Origin of the sequence: Desulfuribacillus alkaliarsenatis (assembly GCF_001730225.1) — a bacterium.
GTDB classification, from domain to species: domain Bacteria; phylum Bacillota; class Bacilli; order Desulfuribacillales; family Desulfuribacillaceae; genus Desulfuribacillus; species Desulfuribacillus alkaliarsenatis.
Map to the genome: position 1 here is coordinate 72735 of NZ_MIJE01000031.1, position 23236 is coordinate 95970.

The 23236-nt window shown below is 37.7% G+C and carries 19 protein-coding genes and 1 riboswitch; of the genes, 1 reads left to right on the forward strand and 18 read right to left on the reverse strand.

Annotated features, from left to right (window positions below):
* Positions 1–73 precede the first annotated feature (73 nt).
* Positions 74–652, forward strand: coding sequence for a superoxide dismutase [Fe] (gene sodB, locus BHF68_RS10095; protein WP_069643531.1), 579 nt, complete (start codon positions 74–76; stop codon positions 650–652).
* Positions 653–715: 63 nt separating this feature from the next.
* On the opposite strand, the gene BHF68_RS10100 is transcribed toward sodB, so the two are convergent.
* The 18 genes from BHF68_RS10100 to BHF68_RS10185 form a co-directional block, all read right to left on the reverse strand.
* On the reverse strand, positions 716–2410 hold the full coding sequence (locus BHF68_RS10100) for an ATP-binding protein (RefSeq protein ID WP_141706266.1): 1695 nt from the start codon (positions 2408–2410) through the stop codon (positions 716–718).
* Positions 2403–3023, reverse strand: coding sequence for a hypothetical protein (locus BHF68_RS10105; RefSeq protein WP_069643533.1), 621 nt, complete (start codon positions 3021–3023; stop codon positions 2403–2405). Before BHF68_RS10105 ends, BHF68_RS10100 begins: the two co-directional genes overlap by 8 nt.
* A gap of 36 nt (positions 3024–3059) precedes the next feature.
* Positions 3060–3419 carry a response regulator gene (locus BHF68_RS10110; RefSeq protein WP_069643534.1) on the reverse strand — a complete coding sequence of 120 codons (360 nt, stop codon included), beginning with the start codon at positions 3417–3419 and terminating at the stop codon, positions 3060–3062.
* A gap of 74 nt (positions 3420–3493) precedes the next feature.
* On the reverse strand, positions 3494–6628 hold the full coding sequence (locus BHF68_RS10115) for a phosphodiester glycosidase family protein (RefSeq protein WP_069643535.1): 3135 nt from the start codon (positions 6626–6628) through the stop codon (positions 3494–3496).
* 33 nt (positions 6629–6661) lie between these two features.
* Positions 6662–7690, reverse strand: a complete 1029-nt coding sequence (locus BHF68_RS10120; protein ID WP_069643536.1) for an HD-GYP domain-containing protein — start codon at positions 7688–7690, stop codon at positions 6662–6664.
* Positions 7691–7696: 6 nt separating this feature from the next.
* Positions 7697–8605, reverse strand: coding sequence for a diguanylate cyclase (locus tag BHF68_RS10125; RefSeq protein WP_069643537.1), 909 nt, complete (start codon positions 8603–8605; stop codon positions 7697–7699).
* A complete protein-coding gene (locus BHF68_RS10130) occupies positions 8602–11979 on the reverse strand; it encodes a hybrid sensor histidine kinase/response regulator (protein ID WP_069643538.1) in 3378 nt (1125 codons plus the stop codon). The genes BHF68_RS10125 and BHF68_RS10130 overlap by 4 nt, the downstream gene beginning before the upstream one ends.
* Positions 11980–13161: an ABC transporter substrate-binding protein gene (locus BHF68_RS10135; protein ID WP_069643539.1), complete on the reverse strand. Its 1182-nt coding sequence runs from the start codon at positions 13159–13161 to the stop codon at positions 11980–11982.
* A 113-nt stretch (positions 13162–13274) separates the two neighbouring features.
* Positions 13275–13550, reverse strand: a complete 276-nt coding sequence (locus BHF68_RS10140; RefSeq protein ID WP_084019366.1) for an amphi-Trp domain-containing protein — start codon at positions 13548–13550, stop codon at positions 13275–13277.
* Positions 13551–13686: 136 nt separating this feature from the next.
* A complete protein-coding gene (locus BHF68_RS10145; RefSeq protein WP_069643540.1) occupies positions 13687–14052 on the reverse strand; it encodes a response regulator in 366 nt (121 codons plus the stop codon).
* Between the two features lie 44 nt (positions 14053–14096).
* A riboswitch (cyclic di-GMP riboswitch) is annotated at positions 14097–14182 on the reverse strand.
* A 62-nt stretch (positions 14183–14244) separates the two neighbouring features.
* Positions 14245–16245 carry a methyl-accepting chemotaxis protein gene (locus tag BHF68_RS10150; protein WP_069643541.1) on the reverse strand — a complete coding sequence of 667 codons (2001 nt, stop codon included), beginning with the start codon at positions 16243–16245 and terminating at the stop codon, positions 14245–14247.
* 122 nt (positions 16246–16367) lie between these two features.
* Positions 16368–17777, reverse strand: a complete 1410-nt coding sequence (locus BHF68_RS10155; protein ID WP_069643542.1) for a sensor histidine kinase — start codon at positions 17775–17777, stop codon at positions 16368–16370.
* Positions 17767–18483, reverse strand: a complete 717-nt coding sequence (locus BHF68_RS10160) for a response regulator transcription factor (protein WP_069643543.1) — start codon at positions 18481–18483, stop codon at positions 17767–17769. Before BHF68_RS10160 ends, BHF68_RS10155 begins: the two co-directional genes overlap by 11 nt.
* A 201-nt stretch (positions 18484–18684) precedes the next feature.
* Complete coding sequence (locus tag BHF68_RS10165; RefSeq protein ID WP_069643544.1) at positions 18685–19236, reverse strand: hypothetical protein; 552 nt, start codon at positions 19234–19236, stop codon at positions 18685–18687.
* Between the two features lie 233 nt (positions 19237–19469).
* Positions 19470–19826 (reverse strand): stalk domain-containing protein, encoded by a 357-nt coding sequence (locus BHF68_RS10170; RefSeq protein ID WP_069643545.1) that lies wholly within the window; start codon positions 19824–19826, stop codon positions 19470–19472.
* A gap of 295 nt (positions 19827–20121) precedes the next feature.
* Complete coding sequence (locus BHF68_RS10175) at positions 20122–20541, reverse strand: rhodanese-like domain-containing protein (RefSeq protein ID WP_069643546.1); 420 nt, start codon at positions 20539–20541, stop codon at positions 20122–20124.
* Between the two features lie 72 nt (positions 20542–20613).
* Positions 20614–21372 (reverse strand): rhodanese-like domain-containing protein, encoded by a 759-nt coding sequence (locus tag BHF68_RS10180; RefSeq protein ID WP_176719923.1) that lies wholly within the window; start codon positions 21370–21372, stop codon positions 20614–20616.
* A gap of 256 nt (positions 21373–21628) precedes the next feature.
* Positions 21629–23209 carry an FAD-dependent oxidoreductase gene (locus tag BHF68_RS10185; RefSeq protein ID WP_069643657.1) on the reverse strand — a complete coding sequence of 527 codons (1581 nt, stop codon included), beginning with the start codon at positions 23207–23209 and terminating at the stop codon, positions 21629–21631.
* Positions 23210–23236 lie beyond the last annotated feature (27 nt).

A 23236-nucleotide genomic window follows, 5' to 3' on the forward strand; every position in this document is an offset into this window, starting at 1 on the left:
GTATAATTTAGCTATTTTATTATACATAATAGAGAGGCAAAACCTAAATTATTACAAGAAATGAGGAGATATTATGCAACACAAGCTTCCAGATTTACCTTATGCTTTGAATGCTTTAGAACCACACATTTCGGCAGAAACACTTGAATATCACCATGGCAAGCACCATCAAACGTATGTCACTAATTTAAATAATTTAATTGCTGGAACAGAATTTGAGAATATGGACCTAGAGGAAATTGTTAGAAAGTCTTCTGGGGGAGTTTTCAATAATGCCGCTCAGGTATGGAACCATACATTTTATTGGAACTGCTTAGCTCCCAATGGTGGTGGTCAGCCTATGGATTTATTAGCAGCTGCGATTGATAAGTCATTCGGTTCCTTTGAAGCTTTTAAAGAGCAGTTTAGTAAAACTGCTATAACAACCTTTGGATCAGGGTGGGCATGGTTGGTTAAGAACCCTGATGGTACTTTGGCCATAGTAAGCACCAGCAATGCTGAAACACCACTTACAACTAATCAGACACCACTATTAACATGTGATGTTTGGGAACACGCCTACTATGTCGATTACAGGAATGCCCGTCCTAAATATGTTGAATCGTTTTGGAATCTTGTTAATTGGGACTTTGTAGCACGTAATTACGGTTAAAAAACAGCATAGCTATAGAATAAACAAACCCACCACTTTAATTTTTTAGTGGTGGGTACTATTTTAAGTCAATAATTCACGTACTGTGTCAATAAATTCTTTTTTCTTAATTGGTTTTGCTAAGTAGTGGTTGCAGCCTACCTCTATGCTCTTCACCCTATACTTCAATATAGCATGAGCAGTAACAGCTAAAATAGGAGTTTCCATTAAACCCTCTTCCTGTTCCCATTGTCTAATCTGTTGTGTCGCTTCAAGACCGTCAAGTTCTGGCATTTCTATATCCATTATAATTAAATGATAGTTATTCTTTTTGAATAGCTCAACGGCAATCAGGCCATTCTCCGCAATATCAATAATGAAATCTTCATCCTTTAAATATAGTTGAATCAACTTGTAATTATCCGGTGTGTCCTCTGCAACTAATATACGCTTTTTATGCTCATTTACTTTACCTATTTTCTCTAAGTTTGAACTCGTCATGCCATTTATCTTAACATTTTGCCAATTACTATCTTCTTGCTGGCCAGTAATTTTAAGTTCAGGTATATCTTTTGACATACTCCCAGGATTTACTTTAAGTACGACCGTAAATGTGAATACTGTCCCATCGCCTAAATCGCTATCCACTTCAATAGTACCATTCATCATTTCTAATAAGTTCTTGACAATCGTTAGCCCTAAACCTGTTCCACCATATGTACGACTAGTAGAACTATCAACCTGAGAAAATGGCTCAAATATAGCTTGTAGCTTATGTTTAGGGATACCAATTCCCGTATCTTGTATACGGCACTGCAGTTCAATTTGGTTATCTGCTACTTGCTTATGCCGTACTTCCATAATTATTTCCCCAGTGTGTGTGAACTTAATCGCATTTGCTAGTATATTCGTTAATATCTGCCGCAAGCGCGTTGGGTCTCCGTATGCAAATGCTGGTATGTCAGTTTTTGCCTTATAACTAAACTTTACATTCTTTTTGTATGCCTGGAAAGAGTACATTGATACTATATCCTCAAGGAATTCAGGAAGCATGATTTCTACGTCTTCTTTTTCCATTTTTCCAGATTCGATTTTAGAAAAGTCCAAAATATCGTTAATGATACGAAGTAAATTCTCACCAGCATGGTTGAAAATTTTAACATATTCTAGTTGTTCTTCTGTTAACTCTGTATCTTGTAGTAGCTCTGCCATGCCAATAATTGCGTTCATCGGGGTGCGAATCTCATGGCTCATGGTTGCTACAAAATCCGTTTTGGCGTTTGACGCCTCAATTGCTTTATCACGTAGCCTCTTCATTTCTAGCTCTGATTTGCGGATTATCTCCTCGACACGTTTCCGTTCTTTTATTTCCTCTTTCAGAAGTTGTACTTGCTTATATTGATTTGTAATATCATTAATCTGTATGAGTATATATGTCTGTTGCTCAAAGTCAATAGGCTCAATCAGCATGTTCTGCTTAACTATACTGTCACCATTGTTTTTCTTATGCTTAATAGGAATAAAGACTGAATGGATTGCACCTGAACAAAACATACTTTGCCCGTTCTCAATTGCATTTTTAAATAGATGCTGATAGTAAGGTTTTTGTAATATTGGTAAAATTTCAGGAACATGCCTATAAAGTGCTTCTTGGGCGGAAATTCCTGAATAGTTCTCTAACCAGTGATTCCAGCTAACGATTTTTTGCTGCTCATCTATCACAATAATTCCTGTATTTATTTTATTAAGTATCAATGCTGATAAATGTAAATTATTCATGGTAATCAACTAAAATCTCATTAATTTTTTCTACCAATTCATTTATCGACTCCATGCTTAACATAACAATAATCGCACCCTCTATATTGGCTCCATCTATTGTGAATGAGTTTCTAATAATTAAAAGATAAACATTTTCTGCCGACACAAATACCTTTGCATCATTAGGTAGATTTAATACATCAATCTCGGGAACTGTATAATCAAGACGCACCTCTACTAGATTGCCAATAGAACCCACTACTGCGTTAAGGATAATATTGCCTATTTCCGTAATAGCATCAAAGTCTGTGTCCGTTAATTCGTCCGTCTCGCTATCTTCTTCATCTAGACATAGCTGTACTAAGTCTTTGATTTTTTCCTTAGGAAATATTAACTTAGCTTCTCCCGAAAACTGTTCACCAAAGGTTATCGATGAAGAAACTACATAGCTATGCAAAAATCTAGGCAATATATTTTCAAAGTCCATTTCTTCACGATAATATACTAGACTAATATCAGGAATCATTAGCTGAACTTTTTTATCAACCATATCCGAAAGCAAGCTAGCAGCCTGACCGATAAATTGATTCATATATTCTTTTAAGGCATCAGTTTGTTCTTCATTAATCATACTAAATCTACCCCTTTATCCTCGAAATAAGTGCAACTAAGTTTTCTTAATTATTTGCACCATCTGTTCTGCTTTTTCTTCGTTGAGAGGTTTACTGAAAAACGCTGCGCCTAGTGAAACCACTTCATCTTGAACAATCTTTTGTACATCTGCTGACAATACAATTATTTTTGTATTATGCTCTTGTTCTTTAAGCTTTTTAATTAGAGCATCCCCGGTCATCTTTGGCATTAACAAATCAATAGTCATAGCATCAGGTTTAATCTCATTGAAAAGCATGAATCCTTCTTCGCCGTCCGATGCGAAGTAGAAGTCAGCTTCTGGCAGCAAAGGCTTTAAATATTTCACAACAGCCCTTTGATACAGCTTAGAGTCTTCTACCACTAATATCTTCACTTCACTCACCCCATTGATTGTATAATTTAGTTCAATTCTACTCTATGAAGTTAAAGAGTACAAGGGAGAACAGCTTATTTTTTGCTACTATATCTCCATAGTACTACTGCAGTTTCAGCTCTTGTGGTTGATGCATTTGGCCGAAACATTCCTTGGTGTCCTGTAATATACCCTTTACTATGCATATACCCTACATAATTTGACGCCCAATCTGGGATTTTGTCAGCGTCTTGAAAGTAATCTTGCATATCTATTTCTAGAAACTCTTCAGGATATAGTAGCTCTAGCATTCTCCCCAAGATTACTGCCATCTCTGTACGACTAATATGCTGCTGTGATCGAAATGTTCCATCATTATATCCCTGTACAACCCCTAACTTCGCTGCAAAGGTAATAGCTTCCTGTGCCCAAACGGGTATATCATCATTGAATTGTTCAATGATATTAGTATCTGTTTGTCCGTGATTTATACTAGAGCCGAACACCCTGTGCAATAGCACTACAAATTCAGCCCTTGTTACTGGACGATCTGGACGTATTGTTCTATCACTATAACCGTGCAGTATTCCATTAGCAACCAAATCTGCAAGGTACTCCTTACCCCAATGTCCGCTAGTGTCAACAAAACCTAGCATTTCTTTTTGGGTTATAAATAATTGATAGAGTCCAGTTTTTTGTAAATGGAATTGTAATTCGCCCGTTTCTAGCAATCTAGCAGCGGGAATAAGCTCCCATTTAGTATTAGCTTCATCCCATAGCCCAAGCTGATATATTAATCCTTCTGGGTCCTCTGGTTCCTTAATTCTGTAGATAATTGGTTCATTTTTTAACAATGTCATTTGTTTACCGTAGCCAAGCATGCGCAAGCCTTTTGCTGGATGAGCATGATCTGTACGTTTTTCTTCAATTACAGGTGCTCCAGCAATATCATATATAATATCTGTCATAGATTCCTGCTCTGACCCTAGCCCTTTAATCATCTCTATATAATCGATATGAATCGTTCCAGTTAACGGTGCATCTGCTTTAATCAAATCTGGATGACGTACAATATATATACTTCGAAGCACTAATGGTTGTGGCCAATCGGGATCTATCGCACCCTGTACACGTTTCCAGCCTGACCAATTAATCTCGTCTGCCAAATCTACGAAGCGACGAGTCCCATTAGCATCAATCACTTCAGCACGTAACCAATGTCCACTATTATCTCCATGTATATATGCAGACACTCCAAGCACATTAGAGCCCATAGATATTAGCCCAGATCCAAGCTGGCCATATGCAATCTCCACTTCATCGGTTACGCCTAAATCTGGTGCAACGTCTAAATCTGGTCTAAAATCATACTCCAGCCTTCCTGAGCGATTGCCTCGATATACAAAGTCTAAGTCATCTTCAATCACAAAATCCCCTTGAAGTGTTTCTGGATGACCACGAAAACTCACCGTCTGCCATTCTCTAAAGGTAAAGAACGGCTCCCTTAAACCACCTATTCTGATTGGTGCCTTAGTTATAAATCCATCTACAGAAGCAGTTAATGTGCCATATCCTGTATGATTTCCAGCGTAGAAGGTATTGCCTTCGATGGTCCCTATATCTGTACTCCACTCTACAGTATCTTTGCCAGCTTCAATTACACGTCCATCTAGCATCTCCACTTCAGCTGACAATGTTATGCTCTGACCTGGCAATAAGCTAACCACTTCTGGAATTATTCTGACATTGACAATATCATCATATCCATAGACTCGAACTGTTTTATCTGTCGTTAACCCTTTATAAGATACCCTTAGAGTCATTTCACCTGACCTAATGCCTTTTAACACACCGTTTTTTACTTCAGCCCTGGCACTGCTGCCTTCAATTACTTCCCACTTAATATCCTCTTTAGCAATTGTTAACGGATGGAAGTGCGTATCATATCCAGTAACTCTATAGGTTGCTTCCGTGCCTATCAATAGGCCATTATCTCCGTGAATAATGAGAGTATCAGGATTACCAATAGGCGCATTATTAAAAATGCCGATAGCATTAGGAAGTCGCCTCTGACTGCCATACATCAACCTATTCGCTACCTCTGGCGCAAACTCTCCCAATGGTTGTGCCACCATGGTAGATGATCCTCCACCATCTAGGTTTAATGCCCTATCCATACCCAGATTAGCCAAAAACACTGCTAGTTCATCTAGGGTCAGCCCCTGCAGACTTGGGTGCGCGTCAATTGTAATGAAATACACTTTATTCGCGGCAGCATTTATGCCTACAGCAGTCCGCGCACTTCTACCAGCCATCGTAACTTTTAATGGCTGTACCGGCTTGCCATTCTCAACTAACAAGGCGTGTCCACCGATGGCATTTAACAACTCCATATCAGGTGTCAAACCGTATTCTACTGTGATTTTTTTGCCGACTTCTAGATGCTCGTTTAGAAAATATGCCCCTGCTCCATCTGCCACCAACACAAAACCGTTTTCTGGAATTTCTGCTGGCTGGTCTGTCATACCATAGCTCACGACAGCCCCATTATCTACTATCACCTGAAGCATCGGTTGCTGGAAGAATACGCCTGGCACTTCTTTACCCCAATGGCGGTCATATAGATTAATCCGATTACCGTGGCTATTTCCAGACCATGGGAAATGCTCTGGCTGATTATATCCAAATAATTCATATACATGCTCATCTTCAATAACTACCTTACCATTAAAGGTCCAATTCAGTATATGTGGCGCTCCTAAACCGTCCACTCCAAATCCTAACCAATTTCCTAAATGGGCTGGTGATGACAGTAATTCACCATCTTCAACATGCAATCCAAAAGGAGCTGCAGGTCTATCCATGCGGAAAAAGTCCCCATTAACTGCAGCTACAGCACCTCGATCTGTCGCCATCTCTATTACTGTATTACGGCTATTAAAGCCTCCGTCAGGGGATAGTGCACGGATTTCCACGTAAGGATTATTTAAATCTACCTCTATAACTCTAGCAAAAGTTGTGTTATTTAGTAATTCAAGCTCATATGTAAATAAAACCGTACCTTCACTAATGCGTCCTTCTGACAACAGGCTATGGGTGACTGTTTGGTCAGCAGTAGTTGTTGCTTGTAAGCTGTCGCTAGCTGCAAACGCACCCTCGAGCATAATTACATTAAAAAGCAAGGCAAAGACGATTACGATAGCAACATTTCGATGATGATGTTTTTTCAAATGTCTCTCTCCAGTCAGTATAATAATATATTGCTATTGCTGTTGACTATATTGCTCGCTAATACGTTTAAATTCTTGTTCTACAGATAAAAAAGCTTCAATAATCTGTGGGTCAAAGTGGCTTCCAGAGTTATTCGCAATAATTTCCACTGCGTTTTCATGACTAAGCGGTTCTTTATATGGCCGCTTAGAAATTAGAGCATCATATACATCAGCCACGGCAAAAATCCTTGCTGATAAAGGAATCTCCTCACCTTTGAGCCCATGGGGATAACCCGTGCCATCATATCTTTCATGATGACTTAAAATAATCTCTAAGCCCATAAGGAAAAATCCTCTTGTAAGCTGCTGTCCGTCTATTATTTTCGCTAGCGTTTCTGCACCAATTGTTGTATGCTGCTTCATCTGATTGAATTCTTCATCCGTAAGACGACCAGGCTTTAATAATATATCGTCACAGATTGCAACCTTGCCAATATCATGAAGCGGCCCTACTTTATACAGTAAAGAGATATAATCTTCATCTAATGCAAGCTGCTTAGCTAATATAACAGCATATTCCCTTGTTCGCTCTAAATGCATACCTGTATTGTTATCTCTTTGCTCCGTTAATTTTGCTAGAGCAAATATCGTATTATCTTTAACCTCAAAGTACCTTTCTGCTACGATGGCAATTGTTTCGTGATGCAGCATATCGACAGCACCCAGGTAATCTACAGCCTGCTCCTTTGGAACATTGTCAAGCAGAATTTTTGCATAGCTTTCTTCAAAAAAGTGAAACACACGAATAAACGTCTTGAAATCTATGTCATTATAAGCGACTTCCATTGCAACTTCTTCATTACCTTCATAATAACTCTCAAAATCTCCAACACTTAAGTACTGAATAAAATCAGAAATTAGCTTTTCAAATCCATTTTTAAAATACGGCACTTCTTCTTGTCTAACGATGATGTTTTCTCTTTTCATAATCTTAAGCCATTTCTCTAATATCTCAGCTTGATGTTCTGCAAATATATTTGCTATATCCTTTATTAATGCCTTCTGCTTCTGCTGATTCAATACTTATCACCCCATAAAAATCTGATTTCTTCCATTCTCTTTAGCTTTATATAACGCTTCATCTGACTGTTTAAAGAGGTCTTCACGATGCATTTCCGCGTTTGGCAAAACTGTAGCCACACCAATGCTTACCGTGACATATTCAGAGATTGGCGAACTTTCGTGTGGCAGCTGCAAACCAACAATTGCTTTTCGCAGCTGTTCAGCCACCTTAAATGCACTTTCAGCATCTGTGTCAGGAAGTAAACATGCAAATTCCTCACCGCCCCATCTAGCTAGCATGTCTAAAGGTCTTTTAAGAGTTTGTTTTAATGTAATTGCTACTTTACGTAGGCACTCATCACCTTCTAAGTGTCCATAGGTGTCATTGTAGCGTTTGAAATAATCTATATCAACCATTAACAAAGATAGAGAATGCTCATACCTAAGTGCTCTACGCCACTCCAGCTCTATAGCTTCATCGAAACGCCGGCGATTTGCTACACCCGTTAAACCATCAACCATAGAGTTTTCCTTAAGTAAGTCTCTATATCTTTTCAACTCCAGATGATTATTCACCCTTGCCTTTACTATTGGCGGACTTATTGGTTTGGTAATATAGTCAATTGCTCCTAAGCTTAATCCATATTCCTCATCCTTAGCCTGGTTCATAGCCGTAACAAAAACTATCGGAATATGCTTAGTCTCTGGAGCTGCTTTTAAGCGCTTACACACCTCATAGCCATCCATATCAGGCATCATTACATCTAACAATATTAAGTCAGGCTGGTCTTCTGAGAATGCTATCCGTAGCGCATCTTTGCCATTTGTTGCGATTTTAATTGCCCATACATCTTTTAGAAGGTCTGCCAATGCCATAATATTAGTTCTTGAGTCATCAACTATGAGTATAGTTTGCTTTTTTTCGTCCTTCATGTCTGCTCCCCCCCATCATCAACGCTTAAGTCCGCTAACGCTACTCGTGCCCGAGTATAATCAAATTCCTCTAAGGCGTGTTCTACTTTTGATATAATATCCTTCACCTTTGAATCGTTAGGTGCATTGTTTTTCAACTGCTGTATAATAACCTCGTCAACTAAATAGTCCTTCTCGAGCAACTCTTTTATATTATCTAGTATTTCATAAAATGTTTCGCTAGTCTCAGCCGTTGTTTCAGCCGACACAGGGGTGGATTCTGTAAGTGTAACTAGTTTATTAATTGATTGCTTAACAACGAAAATCTCATCCAGAAGCTCTTTTATTATTCTCTGCACGCTATCTATAAGCTCGTTAGAATTTTTAGTAGAATTATTTGCAAGCTTAGCTTCAATAGCCCTACATAGTTCCATTGTGTGCTTCGCACCAATATTGCCTGCTGATCCCTTAATAGTATGAATTGAGTCCTTCAATTGCTTTAAATTAGAATTTTGTTGAGACAGGATTACCGATTCTGTAAGTCTATCTATATCTTCATTAAAATATCTTAGCAATCGTACAAATAGATCAATGTTGCCTCGCACCAGTTGAATAGCTCCTTGAACGTCTAATCCAGGCAACGAGTCTGGTAAATCACTTATACTAAAAGTCACAGACTCTTCTATATCGTTTGCAAGTTTAGAGGCTGACGGACTTTGTATCCAGTATGCAACTTTAGCAATAAAATCGTTTGGATTGAAAGGCTTGGTGATATAATCATCGGCTCCTGCTTCAATACTCTTCTCTCGATCACCCTTCATAGCATGTGCAGTCAGTGCTATTATTGGTATTTGACTCTTTTCTGGTTCTTGCATACTTCTAATGCGTCGAGTAGCTTCATGTCCATCCATTTCTGGCATTTGCACATCCATTATTATTATATCAAAATTTTGCTTGTCTATAAGATTTATAGCCTCTATGCCATTCTCTGCAACAACAACCTTCAAGCCTACTTCTTCTAAAAACTCTTTAGCTATTTCTTGATTGATAACATTATCCTCAACTAATAATGCCGAGGAGCCACCTAAATAAACCTGCTTTTTCAGATTGTCGTCTATTACTATCTCATCCTCATGTTGACTACCTGTAAATAAGTTTCCATCCTTTCCAAAGACATTAAGGATACTATCAAATAATGAGGATTGATCAATTGGCTTCGCTAGAAAACCACTAAATTCTAATTCCTTCGCTTTTGCCTTCAGCTCAGTACTATCGTAGGCCGTAAGCATAATTATAACTGGCATATTTTTTAGTCCTGATTCACGTAACAGTAGAGCAGTTTCAAACCCATCTAAACCTGGCATCCGATAATCTAGTAATATTAAATCAAATGTTTTTCTACCTGATTTCTCTAATTTGTTTATTTCTTCAACTGCTTCTTCTCCAGAGGCTACTGCCGTATAATTACAATTTAATGCATCCAAAAACTCACCTATAATCTCACGATCACCAGAATCATCATCAACAATAAGCACTTTTAGCTTTCTACTTTCAACCACGGAATCTAGCAATGTCTTATCATAGTGTGGTGAAAAAGGCAATGTAAAATAGAAGGTTGAGCCTTTTCCAGGTTCGCTATCAAACCAAATCTGTCCACCCATATTCTCTACTAAGCGTTTTGTTATTGTTAATCCTAGTCCAGTACCTCCATACTTTCTTGTGGTTGATCCATCCGCCTGAAAAAATGGCTTGAATAACTCACCGTGCTTAGCTCCAACTATACCTATTCCCGTATCTGTAACAGAGAATATTACTAAAATTTTGTTTGAATCCTTCTCATGTATATTCGCAGTAATAGAAATAGAACCCTGGTCAGTAAATTTCGCTGAGTTTCCAACTAAATTCAACAGGATTTGATGAAAACGCGTCCTATCACCCTGTACGAAAGACGGCAGTAATTTAGACACATCTGCAGAAATTTCTATGTTCTTTTCTGCTAATTGATCTTCAAACAGATCGACGGTGCTATTTATGACTTCATCAATTGAAAATGCTTCATTCTCGAACTCAATCTTATTAGCTTCTATCTTAGAGTAATCTAATATATCATTGATAATACTTAATAGATTAGTTGCAGATTGCTGAATCTTTTGCAAATTACGCTGTATTAAAGGGTCTTTGTTTTTATTAATGGTAATATAGCTTAAACCAATAATCCCGTTCATCGGGGTGCGTATTTCGTGACTCATATTTGCTAAGAACTGCCCTTTAGCCTTATTCGCATCTTCTGCTATTTGCTTTTCTTTTATTAGCTGCTCTTGGTAGACTTTATTCTCTAGCCATGACTCATTAAGGGCATCAACTAGTATTGTCAATTCTGAGTTTTCCTGTACAGAAATCAACTCCTGCTTGTTAACCATTCTATTCTTTACCTGTTCTGTTACATACGCAATTGGCTTCATTGTACGTTTCGCTAATAAAGCACCTAATCCAAGATAAATCACAAGTGCAATTACTACTAATACTGCTATTATGCGATATATATATTGCAATTCTTCACCAATGCTTGTTAATGACGTTTGCTTAACCACAACTCCTAAATCGTGACTTAATACTTTATAGGTAATTAATTGGTCATTACTTGTGAAACTCTTTACTTCAGATCTGTCAGACTGATTGTTAAGGCCTTCAATCTGATCTAAGCTAATTCCATACTCAAAGAGCGAAATATGGTGAGTGTTTAACTGTTCATCTCCATCACCCATTTGACTTATGTTCAAAAAAATTATTCCTTCTTTATCGAACATAATAACATCGCCATCGTCATATGCGTGCTCTTGGGCCAGCAGCCCTTCTATCCAGCTTGGATTTAATTGATGGACAGCAATATAAGATAATTCATCACGGGCGTCAAAGACAGGGATGATTATGTCTATTATCAAATATTGCTCAAATGGATGATATCTCGTATCAAAAATGGCTTCATGGGTGTTGACTGCTTGCTTATAAATGTCCCTACCTTGATAGTTATAACCGATTCTCACAGGATCAGTTGCATATTTAACGATCCCTTGTTTATCAAGAAAAATCGACTCAAAATATCGTGAATCACTATCTATTATATCAATGATTTGCTTTGGATAGGTTGCCCCTAACACATTATGATAGTTTTGCAATCTTTGCTTTTCTTCTTCAATAAAAGATAATATTCTTGCTTCGTACCGTTCAACAACCTTCTCCGCCTCTTTTTCATAGGTAGTAACCATCGTAGTTGTGATATAAAAATAGACAAATATACCGATTAAAAAAATTATAATCAGCCCAGCAGACATGAAGAAACTGAAAAACCGCAGTTTAAGTCTATTATTAAGTAAAAACCAATCTAGGAGATTCATTTAATAGTTCACCTCAGCAAAAAAACCCTCGCTAATTTGTACAATTCTAAATGTGCTATCCACTAACATACCATGATCATCAAAAGCAATAGGTCCTACCATCCGTTCTTGATTATAGCTATGTAATTGCTCCTTAAGCGCACTGGTAATGTCACTACTATTAGCAACAATTTCAGACTCAACTAACTCATATAACAAGCTAAAGCCATCGTATACCCAAGGTCCGAGTGTATCAAAACGGTGATAGCCTATCGCTACCCTATATCTTTCTACAAATGATTGAAACTCTAAATCATCCGTTTGATCAACCTTCAGAAATATTTCTGGTACAAAAGTATACATAGGTAAATCAATTCCTTGTAAATCAGCTATCCCCTCAATACTGATTGTTACTCCTGTTAAAAAAATAGGTTTTTGCACTTTAGCGATAGCAAGCTGCTGTAAAAAATGCTCGATTTGGGCAGATCCTAGGAAGGCTGCAATTACATCATAACTATCTTCCTCAGCTTTCAACCAGTTAATGTAACTGCGAAAATCTTGTACGCCACTAGCAAATTCTTCAACATCTTTTATAGCAACTCCCTCTGCTTCTAACATCAGACGTATATCGTTCCACCTTTGTGCAACATTTTGCAAATCAGAATGTACTACTGTGATACTTTCTGCATCTAAGTGGTTTAGTAACAATTCTTTGGCTATTTCTTTCTCTTGTACTAATCTACTGCGATAGGAAAAGCTCCACTTATTGTCAGTAAAAATAGCCTCATCTATTGCAAAAAAAGATAAATGAGGTATCCTATACTCTTCTGCCAAATCAGCAAGTAATTCAGTTCCTGGACTATTAAAGTCTCCAACTATTGCAACTACATCTTCTGAATTTTTATCTAAATATTTTTTTGCCATCTGGTAACCATTCACTTCTTCACCAGTATATGTTATAAAGTGATTCCTTAATGATACAGCGTTAGAATTTTTATTGTAATCCGCCAAGGCCATCTCCGCAGCCACCAACAACCTGGTAGGGTTTAAGCTAGCCGTATCAGATTGGTCTTTAGTAACAACTAGCACTATTCTATCTTCGGCATTATCAGATTTAACATTACTACATCCAATTACTCCAATAATAATGGCTAAAATAAGTAAACTTGCGGCAATAATAGCAAATTTGCGTGATTTCCCCATGGCTTTTTCCCCCATAACTACGCTCTACTAAACTTCTACTGAACGTTTACTGTCACTACTGAAAAAAGTCTTTTTCATTAAACTTATTAACGAAAAAGACTGATTAATTCAATCTATCTTATTGTAAATGATTTATCTTCTTGGCCAGGCTTCCATTCAATTTCTATTTCAAACTTGTGCCGTTCACCTTTGCTTTCATACTTAAGCTCTAGCTTTGTGTTGCCTTCAGGTCTGATATCAAACTGCTCGCCTGCTTGTTCAATTTGAAATGAACCTTGTGTGTCAAGCTTGTCAGCAACAACTCTGAGGAAATCCGCAATTTCATTGACTGTTCTACGTTCTTCACTCTTAAAGTGCACAACCGTTCTTGGCTTCTGGTCCATAACCATAGCAAACACTCCTTTTAAAATAGTAATTTCAAGCTTTTTATTATATGCTTTTGTTACTCTTTTAGTACTTATATTCTACCATCTCAACACTGTCATTGTCCAAGCTTTTACCCAACTTCACACAATGAAAGCGTTATTATTTTAAGATTTTGTTAACACGTGAAAGCAATACATCAGAAGTAAATGGTTTACTTATAAAGTCATTCACTTTATAGCGTACCGCAAGCTCTACTACGTCCTTCGAAGGCTTCCCTGTAATTAAAAGAACAGGGATTTTTTCCGTAATTGGGTTGAAGCGAATGTTCTCCAATGCTGTCAGCCCGCTCATACCAGGCATATGTAAGTCTGTAATAATCAGAGCATACTCATTGAAGTCCTTTGTCACATTAAAAAACACCTCAGCGTCGTTAAATTCTTCCACTTGATATTGCTCTTGCTCTAGAATCTGCCTTGCATAAACACGAAATGTTTTACTGTCATCAATTAATGCAATTTTTCTCACGAAACCTATCCCCTATCCATTCTATATGCACACAAAAAACCGACCATAAGTATGGTCGGTTGCGCTACTCGCTCATAATCATCTAAAGCGCCCAAATAATAGATGACTCTTCTTTGCTTCCAATACAGTATATAGTTTTTTCTCTAGTCAAGTTTTATTAAATTATACTATATGAAATACAAATTTTGCAATTTATAATTTAAAACTTTTGCTCAGTTCTTGTAAGTCTTCTGCCATATCGTTCAACTGCTCTGCTGCGTTTACAACCGTTTTCATAATAACCAACTGCTCTTCAGCCATTTTTGTAATGTCTTGAGTTCTATCAGTTGTAGCACTTGATGTACTAGCCAGTTCTTGTACTGAAGCAGTTACTTCTTCCGAGCTAGCAGACATTTGTTCCGCGATAGCAGATAAGTCCTCAACCTGGGAAGCAACACCTTCTACAGAGGTTACAATCTCCGAGAATATATTAGTTACTTCTTCAAAAACTTTTATTCCTTTCTCAACTTCTTGCTTACTGCCCTCCATAGAAGCGGAAGCCTGTATTGTTTTGTTCTGAATTTGTTGTATTATTTGATATATCTTACCAGTAGATTTCGATGTTTGATCAGCTAACTTACGTATTTCATCAGCTACCACAGCAAAACCCTTGCCTGCTTCTCCTGCCCTAGCGGCTTCAATAGCAGCGTTCAGTGCTAAAAGATTAGTCTGCTCAGAAATCTCTGATATGATATTGGCTATCCCGCCAATCTCCTCTGAGTCTGTTTTCAATTCGTTGATAATATGCGATGTTTCCGTTACACCATCTCTAATCATTGATATACTTTCAATACTGCTTTTCATCGAACTATTTCCTTCTTGCGCCTTAATACGCATCTCGTTAGATGATTCTGCAACTAGCGTTGATGTTTCAGCCACCCTACCTATCCCTACAGCCATTTCTTCCATAGCAACAGATGTCTCTTTAGCGCTAGTTAACTGCGTTTCAGCGCTACGAGCCACATCATGAATCGCATCTGATGTCATATCGGAGGCTTTAATTGATTGTTGTGAATTCACCTTCAATACATTTGCAGCTTCTCGCAAATCATTGTTCTTTGTTTGTAAGGATTTTACCAGTTCACGAATTTTTTCACTCATAGTGTTAAATGCATCACCTAATGTGTTTAACTCATAACTTGAATTGATATTAACTGGCTCAAATCGCAAATCACTGTTCGACATTTTCTGTGACACTTCTGTAAGTGTCTTTATAGGAGCTAATTGTTTCTTAATACTAATTGTTAAAATAATAACAGTAAGAATGATAATAAGACTGGAAATAGCTAAATTAATGTACAAGTCTCTGCTCATTTCAGACAATAACTGTTGATTGTCGTTTGTCTGTAGTAATACCCATCTTGGTACTCCTGAATAATCAGTTAGGGGGACTATTAGCATACTAAGGTAGCCATCCTCTAAGATTATTGATTGGGCATTTTTCAAAGAATTCATGTTATTTAAATTAAGCATAATCGTTGTTTTTTCAACATTTGCATCAATACCCGTTAGATGAATAAGTTCTGACTCCTCACCTATTGCGTAGAAGTCCCAATCTCCTCCATACTCTTGTTGTAGAGATTGCAGGAACGCGCTAGTTAACCCCATACCCAGTTCAACTGTTCCTAGATGAGTTCCTGCACTGCTTTGCATGGGAACAACATATCTGAAACCAGCACCTGCAACTCCACCTTCCAGCCCTTGTATTACTGCCCGTTGGTTATTAGCTTCTACAACAGTATGTCTGAAAGATGAGAGATCATCGCCATATGTTTCTGGTTGGTGAACTCTAAAAAAAGAACTTGCGTCTGGCAAATGAAACTGATATTGCCTAATACCTTGGGCGAAAAAGCCCTCCATACTAGATAGGGTTAAATCAGCTAACTGTTCACGGTCTCTATTTCGAAAAGCATCAACAATCTGCTTATTTTCTACTACAGGGTTCAATCCAATAGCTAACATGTTGAATTGCTGATTCAGTCTCTGTTCAACACCGTTAGTAATAATAGCCTGCCTGTCCGACTGTAAACGATTATAATGCTCTTTGTTAGTTGTGTGAAAGTCAAAAGCAACATAAGCAAGTAATACTATAAATGCAAGTAATATCAAGATTCCAATCTTGTTTGCAACCGACAGCCGCTTTATAACATTCATAACTAATCTCCTCCTTATAATTTCTTGTCTATAGCTTCATTATTACTTCATAATTGCATATTGTCAAATCAATTAACCAGCTATAACACAATATAAGTACGAGATTTAGTATCTGCCTACGCTTATTTTCCACAGTTAGGTAATTTTATTGTAAAAGTTGTCCCTTTACCTAATTCACTGGCAACTGTAATAGCACCATTATGTGCTTCAATAATTCCCTTTGTAATTGCAAGCCCTAAGCCAGTTCCTCCAGATGATCTTGCCCTTGATAAGTCTCCTCGGTAAAATCGTTGAAAAACATGCTCTAATTCCTGTTCACTCATACCTTGACCCGTATCTTCTACATCTACGATTAGAAATTCCCCTTGATTTATTGTGCGAATAGAAATCGTCTTATCTGAGTTCTTTAAATATCGGATTCCATTTGTAATTATATTGATAAATACTTGAATCAAACGGTTGCGGTCTCCAGTAATTTGTGATTTATTAGCATTTAACTGCAACTTGAGTGTAATATCCTTCTCATCAGCTTCCCAAGCAAATAGAGAAGCTATGTGCTCCAACAATTCATGTATATTCACTATTTCATTAGAGATTGGCAAACGGTCATCTTCTAACAAACTAACTTCTTGGAGATCGTTAATGAGCTTAGATAAACGTAATACTTCATCATGTAGAACTAGTATCTCTTTTTGGCTTACAAGCTTTGGTGAGTTCTGCATCATCTCAAGTTTGCCACGTAATGTTGTTATTGGTGTTCTTAATTCATGTGCAATATCGGTAATAAGTTGATTTTTTATTTTTTCATTTTTCTGAATAGTATCTACCATTTCATTAAACGATTCAGCTAAATCTCCAATTTCATCCTTAGTATCTATCGCCAAACGTGTTTGATAATTTCTTTCCGATACCCTTTTTACACCTTCTCGAAGTTGAAGAAGATGTTTTGACATTCTCGTAGATAAAACAAAACCAATCGCTCCAGCAAACAAAAGTGTAAAAATGGCCACATAAATTATTGCTCTATTCATTGAACTAGCAAACTGATCTTCTATTGTCATGACTGTAGTTGTTACAGCATCACGTATAACAACCGTACCAATCTGCTCTTGGTCAACTATAATAGGCGCTCCTTTACGGTATTCGCGTTCTTCAATAATTTGTCCTAGCTCCGTGCCTCCTGAATCGTAAACAATACGTTTGTTTTCATCTACAACAATTAATTGTTCCTGGGCTATAGATTGCATTCGTCCCATTCCCGCTCCTCTTCCACGTTGCATCATAGCCATACGATTGTGCTCTGGACTTCCAATAATCATACTATCTATAAAAATATCCTGAATGTTATCAAATGATTTATATTCTTTGTAGTAGAACGAAAAAAAACCCGCCCATTGGTTTGCTAGATTCTCGTGTTTTGCTTCTAAATACTGGTGAAACATCATATTTGCTGATAAATAAATTGCGCCAGAAAAAACGAAAACAATCAAGACCGTCACCAGTAGAAAAGCAGCAATTAGCTTAGTTCTCATTGTACTTGTATCCTATACCATGGACTGTAACAATAAACTTCGGCTCTGCTGAGTCATCTTCAATTTTTTGGCGCAAATTTCGGATGTGGGTGTCAATTGAACGCTCGTAGCCTTGATATTCTTCTCCCAAGGCTAGGTCTAATAGCTGTAAACGAGTATACACCCTTCCAGGGTTTTTAAACATTAGCATAAATAATTGAAACTCTGTCGGTGTTAAACGAATCGAAATGTTATTCTTGTATAATTCATGCTTTGCTAAGTCTAGCAAAAAAGGTTCTTTAATAATTTGCTCCTTTTGTCGAACAAGAGCAGTGTCATTCTCCGTATGCTTTGATTGTAATTTGGTATGTCTACGAAGCATAGCCCGTATCCTCGCCTCTAACTCTTCCAAGCTAAATGGCTTCACTATATAATCGTCAGCCCCAATTTCTAGCCCAACTATAATATCGTACTTCTGGCTTTTAGCTGTAAGCATGATTATTGGATAGTACTTATCATATTTACGAACTTCCTTACATACTTCTAAACCATTAAGTTCAGGCAGCATTATATCAAGGATTATTAAATCAGGATCTATTTCCAGTATCGCTTTAAGTCCGCTTAATCCATCTTCGCAGGCAAATACATGATAAAATTGCTGCTTTAAATACTCTTCGACCATATTTCTAATTCCTTGTTCATCTTCTATAATTACAATTTTATGCATACTATCACCCCTTCGGACATATTTTTCAACTTACTCCAATTATACCATTATATACATTGACACGTACGTATAAGTTGGACAAGCAATATATTTCTATACCATAGACTAAAGGCCACAATCTCTTATATTCAAGATTTTGTGACCAATGCTTTTATACTCTTTTGCAATTTTACGTTCCTTCACTATCTTTTTTACTTTATATTATAATCTTTGCATACCTCGTCCTTGACCGCGAAAATTACCAGCTTCTCTTTCAGAAAACTGCCCATCTATAGTAGCTCCACAGCCACCGCCAAAACCTCCACCACGCATACCTCTCTGACCTGGTTCCACATTAAGCATTTCTGTTACACGTTCACGAATGTTTTCTTCGTCCAATAATACACAACTAGCTACTGGATTGTTTTCTTTGTACTCTACTACAGCGTCAATTAATTGTTCAGCAGTAACACCTGCTTCTTCGGCGATTTGCACCATCGATAAACCCGCACGGTGATATTCACGAATTTCAAATGGATCCATTTCTAAATACTCAGCAATAAAGTTGTGCATCGATCCAGCTTCATTACCCATCATGCCTCCGCTCTTCATGCCTCCACCCATCATGCCTCCGCTCTTCATGCCTCCACCCATCATGCCATAGCCTTTACCAAACCCCAAATAACCTCTTTCATCATTAGCAAACGCTGTTCCAACAAACAGAAGTGCACCAATTATTAAAACTGTTGTTACAATCGAAATTTTACTTTTCATTATATATTCCTCCTTATTTTTTAGATAGCATAGTAAACTCTTTTTTATGTTTTAGTGCTTATCTATATTGGTATTATGCACAAAAGATATCAAGAACGTATTAACTAGATGTCAAGATTTTGTCAAGAAAATAGCGCACAAGAAAAAATTAGCTAGAGTCAAAGACTCTAGCTACATTAAAAAAATATAATAAAAAGGAAGATAACTCTTCTAAGAGTCACTACTTGGAGTCACTACTTGATTTCTAAAACATTTCTAACTATTGTTGCAGTCATCGGCTTGTTCGTAATTGCACCTACAATATCCACTAAGGAATGCGTCTGTATATACAGAGTCCCATCAATATTTCTAATTGGCTCTCTAAGTATAAATGCATTACCATTAACAATCGCTAGCCTACCATTCGAATGTAAAATGACCTCTAATGGTGTGCCTATAACATCTGTAGAAATAACTACCTGCCCTTTTTCTGCTATCCATTCAATATCTGCATTCTGATTGTTAGCAATTGAGCGAACAGCTATATAAGAATCTCTATTGATAATTCTTACTTCCACTTCGCCGCTAATTCCTAGCATCTTATAACTCATCAGCGTAACACCAGGACGCACTTCTTTAACAGGCTCAGGTGCTGGTATCGGTGCCGGTGTTGGTGTTGGCGCTGGTGTTGGCGTTGGACTCGGTGCTGGCGTTGGTGCTGGACTAGGTGCTGGACTCGGTGCTGGACTCGGTGCTGGTGTTGGTGCCTCCGCCGGAGGCGCTGCCCCTTCTAATCAAGGACTTGCCATAATTACATTGCCAGCACTTAACAGTAAAACTGCCATAAAAACAACACTGATTATTAATTTTAGGGTCTTCTTCATGTTCTCATCCCCTCGTTTTCCTTTATCTAAAGAAAGCATAGCTTCCATCAGCGTTAATAAATATTGGATTCGCTAAATAAAAGATGTTCTCATATCCTTGTGCTACAAAGTGCTGTGGTACTCCTGCTGCGCGAGCACCCGCTGCACAGTGAATTAAGATTAGTTGATTCTTTTCGATTCCTTCAGCTTCTAATACCTCGGTGATAATTGAAGGATTTGCTCCTATATCAGCACTATTGATGTTTATTGCTCCTGGAAGCATTCCACCCGCTGTTTCACCTGGAGTTCTAACGTCTACTACGATAGCACCTCCTGAGTCGAGTTTTGCTTGCCAATCTGCTGGTGTTAACCCATAGTTCGGTCCGCCATCTGTAATGTCAAAATCTGACCCGCTGCTTTCCGTCCCAAATACCGGTAATCCTGCTGCTTTATATGCTGGCATACCGCCTGCTAAAACTTTTACGTTTGTGTAGCCGTTACTTACAAGCCACCTGGCTTGTGCATGACTCTTACCTCAGAAGAATCCTCCACAATAAGTGATAATTAACGTATCCTTGTTTGCTGGGGCTAATCCACTAAACCTTGAATTCCAAGGCTCTGGATTATCTGCTGGGATTGACATTGGGATATTTTCTTTGAAGTATGATGCAAATGGACGAGAGTCAATAATCAGTAAAGGTGGTTGCTCTGGATCCATCATATACTCTTCTGTCAAAATCCCCTTGAAGAATTCTGGAGTGATAACTAAATATGTGTCTGCTAAATTCCAGCCATGATCTGTTCCTTCCTGATATACATATACATTCGTATAACCTAAGTTCATTGCTTTGTTAGCAGATGAAGGACTCAATGGGCAATGCCATCCTCCACAATAGAAAATGAGTTTCTTATCCTTATCTTCAGGTAATAAATCCTTTAGCTTGTCGAAATCAGCGTCTGGAATATTAATTGCACCATTAATATGACCTTCATGATAACGGGCCGCTGGTCGGGAATCTACTAAAACAAAGTCCCAATCTGTAGCATATTCCTCATAGGTAACACGTTCTGTACTGGTCGCTGTCGTATAAAGTTCCAATAATTCCTGTGTTGTAATGTAATTCAAATGTGGCTCAAACGGTACTGCGATGTCTTGGTACTCTTCAGGCACCATATGACCTGCTTGATCTAGTGCACCGGCACTAAATTTCTCTAGCTCGTCACACCCCGCTAATGTCATAGTGAGTGCTAGAACTATCACTAGAAACAAAATATTAAAATGTTTCTTGCTCATAACCATACCTTACCTCCATTCATATATTACTTCTTGGAATATCTTTCATACTTATCGTACGAAAAGTCATAACAGTTCGTCAATTCATCTTTTTTTCATAATTTCTTGTAGAAAGCATGTAAACACTTCAAAATTAACAACCGTTCAATATCGGCTATTGTGTTTTTAAATAGGCATAACGGATAAATATAGCAATCCTATATAATAGCAAGCCTATATAAAAAAGAAGTGATTTTCATCACTTCTCTAAATCGTACTAGTATCCCGTCTTATCTTCCGATAACAAATCTGTCATGTTAAATGATTCTTTAAGTAGAGGCTTCTCGGCTGGACCTTCTATAACAGCGCCATTGAAAGAAAATCTTGAACCGTGACAAGGACAATCCCAAGTCCTATCCCCTTGATTCCAATTTACTTCGCAACCTAAATGAGTACAGGTTGTATCTACAATATGTAGCTTTCCATAATGATCTTTATATACGCCTTTTCTGTTGCCATTGACCCTAATAATTATCGCTTCATCATTTTCCATTTGTTCCAATGATTTATGTGGTAATTCTAACTTGCCTTTTAAGAAGTGTTTAACAACGTCTGTATTTTCTATAAAAAAGTTCTTTAGGCTTGGGTCAATATAAAATCTCGATGGCTGATATAACTCGAGATAACGATTACCTGTACCTAAAATCTTGTCTCGGATAATCATTGCAGCTACAGTACTATTAGTCATACCCCATTTTCGATAACCAGTTGCCACAAGTATTCTATTTTTACCTCGAGTTATTTCACCGACATATGGTATCTTATCAAGTGTTGTCAAATCTTGAGTTGACCACCGATATAAGACTTGATTAATACCAACGACGTCCTTTCCAAAACCTTCAAGAGCCTTGTAATGCTCTAGGGTGTTCTCACCTTGGCCTGTCTTATGCTTCTCTCCTGCAATAATAATTATTTTTTCACCTTTATATGAAGCTGAGCGTAGCGAACGTGAAGGTTCATCCACACTTAGATACATACCACCAGGGTAATCTTTTTCAGTTTTTACCGCTAAAGCGTATGAGCGTTCTGCATACATTCTGGTGAAATAAAAGCCTGTACCTTCATAGAAAGGGAAATGTGAGCAACATATTGCTTGACTAGCAGTAATGCTTTTCCCGTTAAGTGTAATAACCCTTACCCTATCGCCATCCTCATTAATATCTACGGCAGTAGTATGTTCATATATCTGAACCCCGTTACTTTCTAACAAAGTTACCAGTTTACTTAGGTATTTCAGCGGATGAAATTGAGCTTGGTCGTTCATTACCAAAGCATTTTTTATCTTAATATTAAACGGTATTTCAGTTACTAGCTTTCCTTCTATATGAAGCTTTTGGTATGCGTTCCACTCTTGCTGCAATTTTTTTGCATATTTATCTGTGGTTGCATATAGAAACGCATCTTCAATGCTATAATCACAATCTATATTGTGCTCCTCGATTATATTTTTAATGAAGTTAAAAGCTTCCATGTTAGCTTCGTAGTATAGCCTTGCAATACTTTGCCCGAAATGGCTTATAAATTCATCGTAAATAAGATCATGTTGTGCGGTTACTTTAGCTGTTGTGTGTCCTGTTGTTCCATTTAACAATCTGTCTGCGTCGATTAAGACTACCTTCTTGCCAGCATTAGACAGTAAATACGCAGCAGTAATTCCTGTAATGCCTCCACCAACAATTGCTACATCTGTTTCACAATCATCTTCTAACGGATTGAAAATGGGTAAACTTAACCCACCTCGCCAAAGCGGTTCTGGCCTTTCTGGTAGCTGACCTAAAGTCAATTTGTTCGTCAAAATTATCCCCCTCTTAAACAATTAATCTCG